This is a genomic window from Exiguobacterium sp. R-39 (assembly GCF_049942815.1).
Classification (GTDB): domain Bacteria; phylum Bacillota; class Bacilli; order Exiguobacteriales; family Exiguobacteriaceae; genus Exiguobacterium_A.
The window spans coordinates 2,116,277-2,129,766 of sequence record NZ_CP187965.1 but is presented as its reverse complement, the minus strand read 5'-3'; the positions used below and the strand labels follow the sequence as shown (position 1 = coordinate 2,129,766).

Genomic DNA, 13,490 nt, shown 5'->3' with positions numbered 1-13,490 from the left:
CAGCGTAATCAATCCCGGGGACTGGGTGAGGATAAGGGATGACAAATAAACAAATCGTAAATGTAGAAGACCTTCTCGCTCGATGTGCGGAGTACATGACAGAGGCAGAAGTTAAAGATATCGAACGCGCCTATCAATTCGCAAAAGACGAGCATGACGGACAATTTCGTCGATCGGGTGAACCTTACATCATTCACCCCGTTCAAGTAGCGGGGATACTAGTGGATATCGGTTTGGATGCGACAACGATTGTTGCCGCGCTTCTTCATGATGTCGTCGAGGACACCGATATTACGCTGGAACAACTGACGGAACGATTTGGAGCAGATGTTACGATGCTCGTCGATGGTGTGACGAAGCTTGGTAAAATCAAATACAAGTCGAAACGGGAAGAACTGGCCGAGAATCATCGGAAGATGTTCATCGCGATGGCCGAGGACATTCGGGTCATCTTGATCAAGCTGGCCGACCGTTTGCACAATATGCGGACTTTGCAACACATGGTCAAAGAGAAGCAAGTACAAAAAGCGGAAGAGACACTTGAAATCTTTGCCCCGCTTGCTCATCGTCTCGGGATTTCGACGATCAAATGGGAACTGGAAGACATCAGTCTGCGTTATATCAACCCGCAACAGTACTACCGGATCGTCTCGATGATGAAACAAAAGCGGACCGAACGGGAAGCACTCGTCACGTCTGTCATCGATGAAGTCAATGAGGTCCTGGAAGAAGTTGAGATTGCAGCTGAGGTCGATGGTCGTCCAAAACATATTTATTCCATCTATAACAAGATGCAAAACTCAAAAAAAGAGTTCAGTGAGATTTATGACTTGATGGCGGTCCGAATCATTGTCGATTCGATCAAGGATTGTTATGCGGTGCTCGGAATTATTCATACGCAATATAAACCGATGCCCGGTCGCTTCAAGGATTATATTGCGATGCCAAAACCGAATATGTACCAGTCGTTGCATACAACGGTCATCGGGCCGAAGGGCGAACCGCTTGAAGTGCAAATTCGGACACGCGATATGCATTTCATCGCCGAGTACGGAATTGCCGCTCACTGGGCGTATAAAGAAGGAAAAGAGCAGGAAGCCAAATCAGGTTTTGAAGATAAAATTGCTCATTTCCGTGAAATCTTGGAACTCCAAAAAGATACGGCGGACGCGGAAGAATTCATGGAATCAGTCAAAGTCGATTTCTTCAGTGATATGTTATACGTCTTTACGCCAAAAGGAGACGTCATCGAGCTGCCGAAAGGTTCGGTCCCGATTGATTACGCGTACCGGATTCATACAGAAATCGGTCACCGGACAATCGGTGCCAAAGTCAACGGACGGATGGTGCCGATTGACTATAAATTGAAGACCGGTGACATCATTGAAATCGTCACATCCAAACACAGTTATGGTCCAAGCAAAGACTGGCTGAAAATTTGTGTGTCGAGTCAGGCGAAAAATAAAATCCGTCAATGGTTCAAACGCCAGCAACGGGAAGAAAATGTCTCAAAGGGCCGCGAATTAATTGAGGCGGAAGTGAAGAAACTCGGTTTCGAGCCAAAAGACGTCATCAATGAAAAGACGCTCGAAGACGTGACACGGAAGTTTAACTTCGGTCAGGAAGAAGATATGTATGCGGCAGTCGGCTATCATGGACTGACCGCGGCTCAAGTCGCCCATAAATTGACGGAAAAATTGCGCAAAGACAAAGAATCGAAGAATATGGAATTAAACGAAGCCATCAGCGGGATGAAGACATTTGACCGGCCGCAGAAACAGAATCCGGAAGGGGTTCGCGTCAAAGGGATCGACAATATGTTAGTCCGCATGAGTCGTTGCTGTAATCCGGTTCCGGGTGACGACATCGTCGGCTATATCACCCGTGGCCGCGGGGTTTCGATTCACCGGTCCGATTGTCTGAACGTCATTCATGAACAGAATCCGGAACGGTTGCTTGAAGTCGAATGGGAACACGAAGGAAAAACAGTCAAGAGTTATAACGTCGAAATCGAAATCTCCGGTTTTGACCGGGCAGGTCTGTTAAATGACGTTCTCCAATCGGTATCCGCGATGAATACGAATATCGTAGCCGTCAGCGGGAAGGGAAACGACAGCAAACAGGCGAAGATTTCAATGACGATTGCAATCGACAACGTCAACCATTTGCAAAAGGTCGTTGATCGGATTAAACAAATATCAGACGTCTATGCGGTACATCGCGTCATGATGACATAAGGAGCGGATAGAAATGCGAGTCGTATTACAACGGGTCAAAGAAGCAAGTGTGACGGTCGAAGGGGCAGTTACCGGTCAAATCGATCAAGGATTTCTTTTACTCGTCGGGATCACGCATGACGATACGCTGGAGCAAGTCAACTGGTTGGCGGACAAAATTGCCGGTTTACGGGTGTTCGAGGATGAAGAAGAGCGGATGAACCGTTCGTTGCAGGATGTCGAAGGTAAAATCTTATCGGTGTCCCAGTTCACCTTATACGGAGACATCAAAAAAGGCCGTCGTCCTGCCTTTACGAAAGCGGCAAAACCGGATCTTGCGAACGAGTTGTATGAAGCGTTTAACGCGCGTTTACGTCAGCAGGGAATTGTTGTTGAAACGGGACAGTTCGGAGCGATGATGGACGTCGCACTCGTCAATGACGGACCGGTCACGCTGATTTTAGAAAAGTGACCAAAGTCTTGACAGGATCTTTTGAACGAGGCAATATAAAGGATAACAGAACGAATTAAGAACCGATGACGAAGAAGAGTAATTTAGATCTCGGCTGCATAGAGAGTCGCCCCCCGGCTGAAAGGGTGATCAGACGAACTAGATGAAAGACCCTTTTGAGGTATTTTCCTGAAACGAACAGAGTAGGGAAAATCGTAGGCAGGCGTTAACTGCACCGAGTGGCTGAGAATTTTCAGCAACCAGGGTGGTACCACGGGATCTTCAGGTTCTCGTCCCTTTGCGGACGAGGACTTTTTTTGTATTCAAAAAGGAGGAATTAGGATGAAATTACCACGCGGAACGTTTGATGTACTTCCGGGTACAGTAGAACGTTGGCAGTATATTGAAAACCAATTGCGGGAGATCAGTAAACGGTACAACTATAAAGAAATCCGGACACCGATCTTTGAAGAAACAGAGTTGTTCAAACGGGGTGTCGGTGAGACGACAGACATCGTTCAAAAAGAGATGTTCATGCTTGAAAAACGCGGGAAGGAACAATTTACGCTTCGTCCGGAAGGGACAGCAGCCGTCGTTCGTTCATTCGTGACGAATAAACTCTACGGCGCCGCCAATCAACCGGTCAAACTCTTTTATATCGGACCGATGTTCCGCTATGAACGTCCGCAAGCCGGTCGTTTCCGCCAGTTACACCAATATGGCGTCGAGGCACTCGGCAGCGAAGAACCGGCAATCGATGCAGAAGTCATCAGTCTTGCGATGAGTATTTACCGCTCGTTTGGTCTGAAAAAACTGAAGCTCGTCATCAACTCGCTCGGAGACAGCGAAAGCCGCGCCGCGCACCGGGAAGCACTGGTCAATCACTTCAAACCGGTCGCCCACGAGTTATGCCAGGATTGTCAGAACCGTCTCGAAGCGAATCCGCTCCGGGTACTGGATTGCAAAGTCGACCGTAATCACCCGAGCATGGCGACAGCGCCGTCGATCCTCGACTTCCTGAACCCGGCTTCGAAAGACTATTTCGATCAAGTCCTGTTGCACCTGGATGCGCTCGGCATCGAATACGTGATTGATCCGACACTGGTCCGAGGACTTGATTACTACAATCACACGTCGTTTGAGATCATGTCGGAAGCAGAAGGGTTCGGCGCGATCACGACACTTTGCGGCGGCGGACGTTATAACGGACTCGTCGAACAAATCGGCGGACCGGCTACACCGGGAATCGGATTTGGAATCGGGATCGAACGTCTGTTGATGGCGCTTGAAAATGAAGGTGTCCTGCCGGAAATCGATGATGCGATTGATGTCTTCATCGTCGCGCAAGGCAACGAAGAAGTTGAAAAAACGGCAACACGCCTGTTGCAATTGATGCGTCTCGAAGGACTTGCCGCTGACCGTGATTATCTCGGACGGAAGTTCAAAGGACAATTCAAAGCAGCCGATCGGATGAAAGCCCGCTTCACTGTCATTTTGGGAGACGAAGAAGTCGAACGTGGAGCAGCAGCGTTAAAAGACATGTCGACCGGTGAACAGATTGATGTGCCATTATCAGCTGTCGCCGATACGATTGTCGCGAAATTAAAGGAGGAAGCATAATGATCGGACGTACACACATGAACGGAACCGTAACAGAAGAAACAATCGGCCAAGCCGTTCAATTAAAAGGATGGGTCCAAAAAAGACGTGACCTCGGAGGATTAATTTTCCTTGATCTTCGTGACCGGACCGGGATCGTCCAAGTCGTCTTCCAACCGGAAAACGAACAGGCGCACCGCCTGGCGGAATCGATTCGTTCGGAATACGTGCTCGATATCAAAGGCACGGTCATCCAGCGTGAAAATCCGAACCCGAACATCCCGACCGGACAAGTCGAAGTCGTCGCAGACGAAGTCATCATCTTAAACGCTTCAAAAATGACGCCGTTCCCGATCAGTGAGGAAGCGGAACAGACATCAGAAGATTTGCGTCTGAAATACCGTTACCTCGATCTTCGTCGTCCGTCGTTACAAGAGACATTCCGTCTGCGTTCGAAAGCTTCGAACATCATGCGGAACTTCCTTGACGAACAGGATTTCCTCGAAGTCGAGACACCGATCTTAACAAAATCGACACCGGAAGGCGCACGGGATTATTTGGTTCCGAGTCGTGTTCACCCGGGTGAGTTTTACGCCTTGCCGCAATCACCGCAATTGTTTAAGCAATTGTTGATGGTTTCGGGCTTTGAGCGGTACTTCCAAATTGCCCGTTGTTTCCGTGACGAAGATTTACGGGCCGACCGTCAACCGGAATTCACACAAGTCGATATCGAAACGAGCTTCATGGATGTTGAAGATTTATATGCAATGATGGAATCAATGATGACACGTGTCATGAAAGAAACGCTCGGAAAAGACATCACGACACCGTTCCCGCGGATGCCGTATGCAGAAGCGATGAGCCGGTTCGGTTCAGATAAACCGGATACGCGTTTTGGTCTTGAATTGATTGATGTCGCAGAAGCAGTCACAGGAGCCGGCTTTAAAGTCTTCGACATGGCGCTAGAATCAGGCGGCGAAGTCAAAGCGTTGAATGTCAAAGGCGCAGCCGATCAGTTCTCCCGCAAAGACATCGATAAATTACAAGAATTCACAGCGATTTATGGAGCGAAGGGTCTTGCCTGGGTCAAAGTGACAGCAGACGGACTGAACGGTCCAATCGCGAAGTTCTTTGACGAGACAGCAACGGCCCGACTCGTGGAAGCGACGGCAGCTGAAGCCGGTGACTTACTTGTTTTCGTCGCAGCAAAAGCTTCGATCGTTGCCGACAGCCTCGGTGCACTGCGACAAAAACTCGGGAAAGAACTCGGTTTGATTGACGAAACCGTCTTCAACTTCCTGTGGGTAACAGACTTCCCACTCGTAACGTTCGAAGAAGCGGACGGCCGTTTTTATGCGAACCACCATCCGTTCACGATGCCGCGCCGGGAAGATCTCGAGAAACTCGAGACAGACCCGGGCAGCGTCCTTGCCGTAGCCTATGACCTCGTCTTGAACGGGTATGAGCTCGGTGGCGGATCACAACGGATTTACGAACGTGATATCCAGGAGCGGATGTTTAAACTGCTTGGCTTCACGGAAGAAGAAGCAAACGAACAGTTTGGTTTCCTGATGGAGGCGTTCGAGTACGGCACGCCGCCGCACGCAGGTATTGCACTCGGTCTTGACCGTCTCATTATGCTGCTTGCTGGCCGGACGAACTTACGTGATACGATTGCATTCCCGAAAACAGCTTCGGCAAGCGATCTGCTGACAGCGGCACCAAGCCCGGTTTCAGACGCACAACTGAATGAACTGTCGATTCGGACAGCTGTCAAACAATCATAATACCAACAGATTTCCTTCAGTCATGAGGGGAATCTGTTTTTTTAATGGAGGAGGATTCGTGATGGAGCGCACTTTTTTTGAACGGTCACCGGTTGAGGTGGCCCCGGAACTGTTAGGGAGTCTGTTGACGGTTGATGAGGTCACGATGCGGATTGTCGAAGTGGAAGCATATCTCGGACCGCACGATCAAGCCGCCCATTCTTACAGTGGACGACCAACAAAACGGACGGCACCGATGTTTGGACCGGCCGGTCATATTTATGTGTATTTTACCTACGGCATGCATCATTGTTTGAACATCGTCTGCGGGGAAGTAGGGGAAGGATACGGAATTTTGTTGCGCGGGGCGGAAGTCGTCCACGGACATGATCTCGTTGCGACCCGCCGTTTCGGAAAACCGTATGCGGAACTGACGAAAACCGAACAAAAAAATCTTGTCAATGGTCCCGCCAAATTATGCCAAGCGTTCGGGTTGATGACGGAGGATTCCGGAACGGATCTCTATACGGATCACCGTTTTCAGATTGAAGCCGGTCCAGTTACTGACGTCATCCAGACAACCCGGATCGGGATTCCGAATGCCGGAGAAGCGACAGCCTATCCGTGGCGGTTTTATGAAGCGGGAAGCACCGGGGTCAGTAAAAAATAAATGGAACGGCAAACAAACGTGTCGCTGACGGACACATCCTTCACACACAAAAAAACGTGTTTCTCAAAAAAGAGAAGCACGTTTTGCTGTTTTATCGTTTTGGTGTATTGATTGATTTTTTAGATTGCTGTTTTTTATAGAATTTGTAGACGATTGGTCCGACCGTCGTAGCAAGCGTGATTAATGTTCTTAATTTACCTTTTTTAGCAGCCATGAAATAATTCACTCCTTAGTAAGTTGTACTAATCATATTCCACGAAAGCAAAAAGTTAAAACCTTTCCGGCACATCGGTTCTTTGCGGAAGGAAATAAGATTGAGATAGTACGGGTAGAAAAGAGAAAGGAGCTGATGACGTGGCAGGAGTCGTATGGTATCGAAAAGATTTGCGGGTCGACGATCATGAAGCATTGATGCGTGCATGCAACGAACAAAACACGGTCCGTGCAGTATTTATCCAGCAGGAATCCGGAGACCGTGGAAAACAGCAAGTAAGGTTTGAACAGGAAACGCTTCAGTCCTTGCGGGAACACTTAGAACAACTTGGCGTCGAACTGACGATTTTACAAGGGGAGACAGTCGAACAACTGACATCGTTTGTTCAGCCGGAGGACATCGTTTACTTTCACCGGATGACGGGTGAGTACGAAACACGACAGGAAAACGCAGTGCAAAAACATTTTACCACGCGAATGTATGAGACCCAGACGCTTCATCTCCGGGAAGATATCGGCAGTGACGAACTGAAACGTGTCTTCACGGCGTTCCGGAAAAGAGTTGAGCATGACGGCCGCTTTGCGGATCCAATCGAAGCACCGGGGGAAGTTCGGTATATCGAATCACCGCAAACGAGAGCAGGCTACGACCCGCGAACTGCGTTCCCGTTTACGGGAGGCGAGTCGGCAGGGCTGGACCGATTAGCCGCATATTTGGAACGGCCGATTTTTACCTACAAAGAAACACGAAACGGCTTTGACGTTGATGACTCTTCGAAATTATCCGCCTGGCTGGCAAACGGTTCGCTGTCCCCGCGACGGGTCATGGCAGAACTTCAACGGACCGAACGCGAGCATGACGCTAATGAATCAACATACTGGTTGTATTTCGAATTGTTATGGCGCGACTTTTTCCACTTGACGATGCGTGAGACAGGACACCGGCTGTTCCGTTCCAATGGGTTACGGGACGGACACTTGACCTGGAAGACGGATCCAGCGGCGATTGATTCCTGGATTGCAGGGGAGACGGGTGAACCGTTTGTCGATGCGTTCATGCGGGAAATCAAGGAGACCGGCTGGATGTCGAACCGTGGACGTCAGATTACGGCCAGTTATCTGATTCATGACTTAAAGCAGGATTGGCGGATCGGTGCGCGATACTTTGAACAGCAGTTGATTGATTACGATGTAGCCTCCAATTACGGGAACTGGGCTTATATTGCAGGCGTTGGAAATGCGACCCGGACACCACGGTTTAATCCTGAATTTCAACAACAAAAATATGATCCGGCCAAAGCATTTATCCGGCGCTGGATGTCAAGCGAAACGACTGAAAAATGACCAAATTTTAAGAGTCAGAACCAGTTGCATTTCGATAAGGGGAATGCTATATTAAATGCAACAGATGGGGTTCCTGAGATGTACGAGAGCCGCCTTTTATCTTTGAGCCACTCTTTTTTGATAGGGAGTTTGACGTTCCAACTAGTAGTACATGCCTCGTAACACAGCAGGAGGACGTACGAATAGGAATCGGATAAGACACCCACCTGCGCAGCAGGTTCAAAAATAAGGTATCGACACGGCACTTCGGGTCCCATCGTTTCTTTTTTTAGATGAATCACACCATACGTCGCATGACGTTTTTTTTTATGATATAATTCCGAGTAAAACAGTATGAGTATTGTGAGGTTATGAGATGTTAAATCAATTTTCACGTAATGAATTGGCAATCGGTAAGACCGGACTTGACGCATTGGCATCCAAGTCTGTTGCGATTTTAGGAATCGGCGGCGTCGGTTCGTTTTCGGCGGAAGCCCTGGCCCGCAGCGGCGTCGGTCGTTTGATTCTTGTTGATAAAGATGATATCGATATCACAAACGTCAACCGTCAGATCCATGCCTTGTTACCGACAGTCGGTCAGCCGAAAGTCGATGCAATGGCGGATCGTTTGATGCAAATTAATCCGGATTTAGAAATTGTCCGCTTGAAAATGTTCTACAACGAAGAAACGTTCGAAGCCTTTTTTGCAGAAAATCCAGATTATGTGATTGACGCTTCGGATACAGTATCGTTTAAGATTCATTTGATTAAAGAGTGTAAACAACGTCAGATTCCAATTATCTCGAGTATGGGAATGGCGAACAAGATGGATCCGACACGAATCAAGATCGTTGATATTAAAGATACGAGTTACGATCCGCTTGCAAAAGTGATCCGGACGCGCCTGCGTAAGGAAGGGATCCATAAAGGAGTCCCGGTCGTCTTTTCGGATGAACCACCGGTCAAAATCATCGAAGAAGTCCGTCAAGTCGTCGGTAACGATGAAGCGTTTATTCGGAAAGCTAAAATGCCGCCGAGTTCAAACGCGTTTGTTCCATCGGTTGGTGGATTGATTGCGGCAAGTTATGTCATCAATGAGATTGTCCGGGAAGCTGGCGTCATCATCGAACGTGTCCGTTAAAAAAGCGACCTCAGCAGGTCGCTTTTTCTAATCGTTTACGGTTGTTTTTTCCAAAAATCGAGCCGTGCCTGTAATTGTTTTTCGAATCCGCGTGGACTCGGCTTATAAAAAACCGGTTTGGTTCGTGCCAGGTTTTCCGGCCAATAGTTCTGTTTGACATACGCATGCGGAAACTGGTGCGGATACTGATATTCGACACCATTGCCGAGTGCTGCGGCACCGGCATGATGTGCATCCCGTAAATGCGGAGGGACCGGACCACCATCTGATCGACGGACGAGTTCAAGTGCCTGATCAATCGCTGTAATGACAGTGTTTGATTTCGGAGCAGTCGCGAGATACAGCACAGTTTCAGCAAGCGGAATTCGTGCCTCCGGAAAACCAATGTACTCACAGGCCCGGGCACACGCATCAACGATCAGTAGCGCTTGTGGATCGGATAATCCGATGTCTTCTGCTGCATGGACATAGAGGCGGCGGACGATGAAGCGTGGGCTTTCCCCGGCTTCAATCATGACAGCAAGCCAGTAAAGGGCAGCGTCGGGATCCGAGCCGCGAATCGACTTGATGAAGGCCGAGATGACATCGTAATGCCGGTCTCCGTCTTTATCGTATTTCAAAGCTTTTTGCTGAATCGATTCTTCGGCTACAGCAAGGTCAATCGTGATTTCACCGTCAATTTCCGGTGTTGTCAGAACAGCGAGTTCGAGGGCGTTGAGCAGTGCCCGGTAATCACCGTCCGAAAGCTTCACATAATGCTCGACGGCCTCCTCGGTGACAGTGACCGGATACTTGCCGAGACCGCGGTCCGGGTCTTCTAAAGTCCGGTGCAGAACAACGCGCAAATCGTCTGTCGTCGGTGTCTCGAACCGGAAAACAGTCGCCCTGGATAACAGGGCAGCATTGACTTCAAAACTTGGGTTTTCCGTCGTTGCGCCAATCAACGTGATTGTTCCGGCTTCGAGTGCCGGCAGTAAGGCATCCTGCTGCATTTTATTGAAACGGTGGATTTCATCTAAAAATAAAATGGTTTTTTGTTGGTCAAACTGCAAACGGGATTCCGCTGCTTTTAAGACTTCACGCAACTGATCCAGTTTTGCCGTGACGGCATTCAACTGTTCAAATGCTGATTTCGTATAACTGGAAATGACACGGGCGAGCGTCGTTTTTCCGGTTCCAGGGGGTCCGTAGAAAATAACGGTTCCGAGCCGGTCAGCCAAAATAGCCCGGCGTAACAGGGTCGATTCTCCAATCAAATGGCGTTGGCCAACGATTTCATCCAGTGATTGAGGGCGCATCCGATTGGCAAGTGGCCCGGCCGGAGAATGTGATTCAAATAAATTAGCCATAGGTAGCGTTCCTTCTTTCAACTTTTAGCTACTACTATACTAGAAAGGATGTCTTTTCGCATGATGAAAATCTCGACAAAAGGCCGTTATGGTCTGACAATCATGATTGCACTCGCCAAAGGAGGCGAGGCAAAGCCATTGTCTTTAAAAAAAATTGCGCAGATGTATGATCTGTCCGAGCACTACCTGGAGCAATTGATTGCCCCGCTCCGTAACGGCGGTCTCGTCAAAAGTGTTCGCGGAGCATACGGTGGATATAAATTAGGCCGTTCAGCCGAAGACATTACCGCAGGGGATATCATCCGTCTGCTCGAAGGTCCGCTTGTCGTCGTCGAAGGCGACAATTGTGACGAAGTGACGAAACGGAAATTGTGGGATAAAATTCAAAGTGCCGTGGATCAAGTACTTGATACGACGACATTAAAGGATTTAGCGGAAGAAGACGATACAGGTTATATGTTTTATATATGAGAGGTGAAAAACGATGATGTATTTTGATCACGCTGCAACGACGCCGATGCGGCCCGAAGTGCTCGAGAAGATGACACCATACATGCTTGAACAATTCGGAAATCCGTCAAGCGTCCATGCATTCGGACGAACAGGGCGGGCTGCGATTGACACGGCACGACGAATGATGGCGACGGAATTAAACGCCAAACCGACGGAAATCATCTTTACGAGCGGTGGCACGGAATCCGATAACTATGCCATCCTCGGTGCTGCCATCCAGTATCAATCGAAAGGGCGTCATGTCATCACAACGCGGTTTGAGCACCATGCCGTACTTCATGCTTTCGAGGAACTGGAGAAACGTGGATTTGACGTGACGTATCTTGATATTCCGGAGTCGGGCATCGTGACGGAAGAGGCTTTACGTGCAGCAGTTCGACCGGATACGATTTTAGTATCGATGATGTTCGGGAATAACGAAGTCGGAACGGTCCAGCCGATTGCGGCATGCGGTCGTTTCTTGCGTGAACAACAGATTGTGTTCCATACGGATGCTGTTCAAGTATTTGCGAAGTCGCCCATCGATGTAGAAGCGATGCACATTGATTTGCTGTCGGCATCGAGTCATAAAATCAATGGACCAAAAGGCGTCGGATTATTATATGTCCGGTCTGCTATCAAGTTAGCGCCTCAATCGTATGGTGGGGAACAGGAACGCAAGCGTCGTGCCGGAACGGAAAACGTCGCCGGAATTGTCGGGTTTGCGGAAGCTGTCCGGCTGACGGCAACGGAGCGGGAAGAGCAGACTCGACAGTACCGGCTGTTACGGACGATGTTGCTCGAACGGCTGCGAGCCTCAACGATTGATTTTGAAGTCAACGGGGCGGAAGGATTGCCGCAAGTCCTCAACCTGTATTTCCCAAACGTCGAAATTGAACCGTTTTTAATTATGCTCGACATGCGGGGGATTGCCGTTTCAAGCGGAAGTGCCTGTACGGCAGGATCGGTTGAGCCGTCGCATGTCCTGTCGGCGATGTACGGTGAAAATCCGCGGACGAAACAATCGGTCCGGATCAGCTTCGGCCGTGGAAACGATGCGGCACAAGTCGAACTGCTCGCACAAGGCCTGATAGATGTCGTAAAATCGTTTCAGAACAATTAAGAGGTGAAAACAATGAATACACGCGCAAAAGCACCGGAGGAAACAACGGTCGTCGTCGGGATGTCCGGCGGCGTCGATTCGTCCGTTACGGCTTATTTATTAAAAGAACAAGGATACAACGTCATCGGAATCTTCATGAAGAACTGGGACGATACCGACGAAAACGGATTTTGTACAGCAACGGAAGATTACGAAGATGTCATCGCTGTCGCCAATCAAATCGGCATTCCGTATTACGCAGTCAATTTCGAAAAAGAGTACTGGGACAAAGTCTTTACGTACTTCTTGGATGAATATAAACTTGGCCGGACACCGAATCCGGATGTCATGTGTAATAAAGAAATTAAATTTAAAGCATTTCTTGACCATGCGATGCGCTTAGGGGCAGATTTTGTTGCGACGGGCCATTATGCGCGGGCTGTATATGAAGACGGTGAGCATAAATTATTACGCGGCGTCGATACAAACAAAGATCAAACGTATTTCTTGAACCAACTGTCGCAGGATCAAATCGCTAAAGCGATGTTCCCGATTGGACACATGGAAAAATCAGAAGTGCGGAAAATCGCCGAAGAAGCGAACCTCGCGACGGCGAAGAAAAAGGATTCGACCGGTATTTGTTTCATCGGGGAACGGAATTTCAAACAGTTCCTCAGTCAGTATCTGCCGGCGCAACCGGGTGAAATGCGGACACTTGACGGTACAACGATGGGACGTCATGACGGTCTGATGTATTACACGATGGGACAACGCCACGGTCTCGGGATTGGCGGAGACGGAGAACCATGGTTCGTCGTCGGGAAAAACCTCAAAGAGAATATCCTGTTCGTTGAGCAGGGATTCCATAATGAATTGCTTTATTCAGAGGGGTTATATGCGTCTGATATCAGCTGGACGGCAACGATGCCGGTCGGGACAGAATTCCGTTGTACAGCGAAGTTCCGTTACCGTCAAACGGATACACCTGTGACCGTTCGTATTCTGGACGGCGGACGGTTAGACGTCGCGTTCGACGAACGGCAACGGGCAATCACACCGGGACAAGCTGTCGTTTTCTATGACGGAGATATCTGTCTTGGCGGGGCGACGATTGACGATGCATACAAAGCGGGCAAACAGTTAACGTATCTTGCGTAAGGGAGAGAAT

General features: G+C 49.0%; 12 protein-coding genes, 1 other RNA gene and 1 other annotated feature. Of the genes, 11 read left to right on the top strand and 2 right to left on the bottom strand.

The features are described from left to right. Positions 1 to 38: 38 nt before the first annotated feature. From ACP26N_RS11305 to ACP26N_RS11285, 5 genes are all read left to right on the top strand, one after another. Positions 39 to 2,237: a RelA/SpoT family protein gene (locus ACP26N_RS11305; protein ID WP_114595340.1), complete on the top strand. Its 2,199-nt coding sequence runs from the start codon at positions 39 to 41 to the stop codon at positions 2,235 to 2,237. 13 nt (positions 2,238 to 2,250) lie between these two features. After that, a complete protein-coding gene (gene dtd, locus ACP26N_RS11300; protein ID WP_426353846.1) occupies positions 2,251 to 2,688 on the top strand; it encodes a D-aminoacyl-tRNA deacylase in 438 nt (145 codons plus the stop codon). Positions 2,689 to 2,744: 56 nt separating this feature from the next. Then, positions 2,745 to 2,968, top strand: a binding site (T-box leader). A 41-nt stretch (positions 2,969 to 3,009) separates the two neighbouring features. Then, on the top strand, positions 3,010 to 4,287 hold the full coding sequence (gene hisS / locus ACP26N_RS11295) for a histidine--tRNA ligase (protein WP_114595342.1): 1,278 nt from the start codon (positions 3,010 to 3,012) through the stop codon (positions 4,285 to 4,287). Then, on the top strand, positions 4,287 to 6,053 hold the full coding sequence (aspS, locus tag ACP26N_RS11290) for an aspartate--tRNA ligase (RefSeq protein ID WP_131502713.1): 1,767 nt from the start codon (positions 4,287 to 4,289) through the stop codon (positions 6,051 to 6,053). Before hisS ends, aspS begins: the two co-directional genes overlap by 1 nt. A 61-nt stretch (positions 6,054 to 6,114) precedes the next feature. Further along, on the top strand, positions 6,115 to 6,702 hold the full coding sequence (locus ACP26N_RS11285; protein WP_131502712.1) for a DNA-3-methyladenine glycosylase: 588 nt from the start codon (positions 6,115 to 6,117) through the stop codon (positions 6,700 to 6,702). 91 nt (positions 6,703 to 6,793) lie between these two features. Here ACP26N_RS11285 and ACP26N_RS11280 read toward each other — a convergent pair whose 3' ends face one another. Next, positions 6,794 to 6,916, bottom strand: coding sequence for a hypothetical protein (locus ACP26N_RS11280; protein ID WP_012370953.1), 123 nt, complete (start codon positions 6,914 to 6,916; stop codon positions 6,794 to 6,796). A gap of 140 nt (positions 6,917 to 7,056) precedes the next feature. Here ACP26N_RS11280 and ACP26N_RS11275 point away from each other — a divergent pair, with 140 nt between their 5' ends. The 3 genes from ACP26N_RS11275 (at position 7,057) to ACP26N_RS11265 (ending at position 9,379) form a co-directional block, all read left to right on the top strand. Continuing rightward, complete coding sequence (locus ACP26N_RS11275) at positions 7,057 to 8,259, top strand: DASH family cryptochrome (RefSeq protein WP_426353844.1); 1,203 nt, start codon at positions 7,057 to 7,059, stop codon at positions 8,257 to 8,259. A 67-nt stretch (positions 8,260 to 8,326) separates the two neighbouring features. Next, positions 8,327 to 8,516: non-coding RNA, 6S RNA (gene ssrS, locus ACP26N_RS11270), on the top strand. Positions 8,517 to 8,614: 98 nt separating this feature from the next. Beyond that, positions 8,615 to 9,379 carry a tRNA threonylcarbamoyladenosine dehydratase gene (locus ACP26N_RS11265; RefSeq protein WP_131502710.1) on the top strand — a complete coding sequence of 255 codons (765 nt, stop codon included), beginning with the start codon at positions 8,615 to 8,617 and terminating at the stop codon, positions 9,377 to 9,379. Positions 9,380 to 9,414: 35 nt separating this feature from the next. Here ACP26N_RS11265 and ACP26N_RS11260 read toward each other — a convergent pair whose 3' ends face one another. Continuing rightward, on the bottom strand, positions 9,415 to 10,728 hold the full coding sequence (locus tag ACP26N_RS11260) for a replication-associated recombination protein A (RefSeq protein WP_131502709.1): 1,314 nt from the start codon (positions 10,726 to 10,728) through the stop codon (positions 9,415 to 9,417). Between the two features lie 63 nt (positions 10,729 to 10,791). On the opposite strand from ACP26N_RS11260, the gene cymR reads away from it, so the two are divergent. The 3 genes from cymR to mnmA are packed head-to-tail and all read left to right on the top strand — an operon-like array spanning position 10,792 to position 13,480. Then, a complete protein-coding gene (gene cymR / locus ACP26N_RS11255; RefSeq protein WP_026827839.1) occupies positions 10,792 to 11,199 on the top strand; it encodes a cysteine metabolism transcriptional regulator CymR in 408 nt (135 codons plus the stop codon). A gap of 13 nt (positions 11,200 to 11,212) precedes the next feature. Continuing rightward, positions 11,213 to 12,343 (top strand): cysteine desulfurase family protein, encoded by a 1,131-nt coding sequence (locus tag ACP26N_RS11250; protein ID WP_131972447.1) that lies wholly within the window; start codon positions 11,213 to 11,215, stop codon positions 12,341 to 12,343. Between the two features lie 12 nt (positions 12,344 to 12,355). Further along, on the top strand, positions 12,356 to 13,480 hold the full coding sequence (gene mnmA / locus ACP26N_RS11245) for a tRNA 2-thiouridine(34) synthase MnmA (protein ID WP_426353843.1): 1,125 nt from the start codon (positions 12,356 to 12,358) through the stop codon (positions 13,478 to 13,480). Positions 13,481 to 13,490 lie beyond the last annotated feature (10 nt).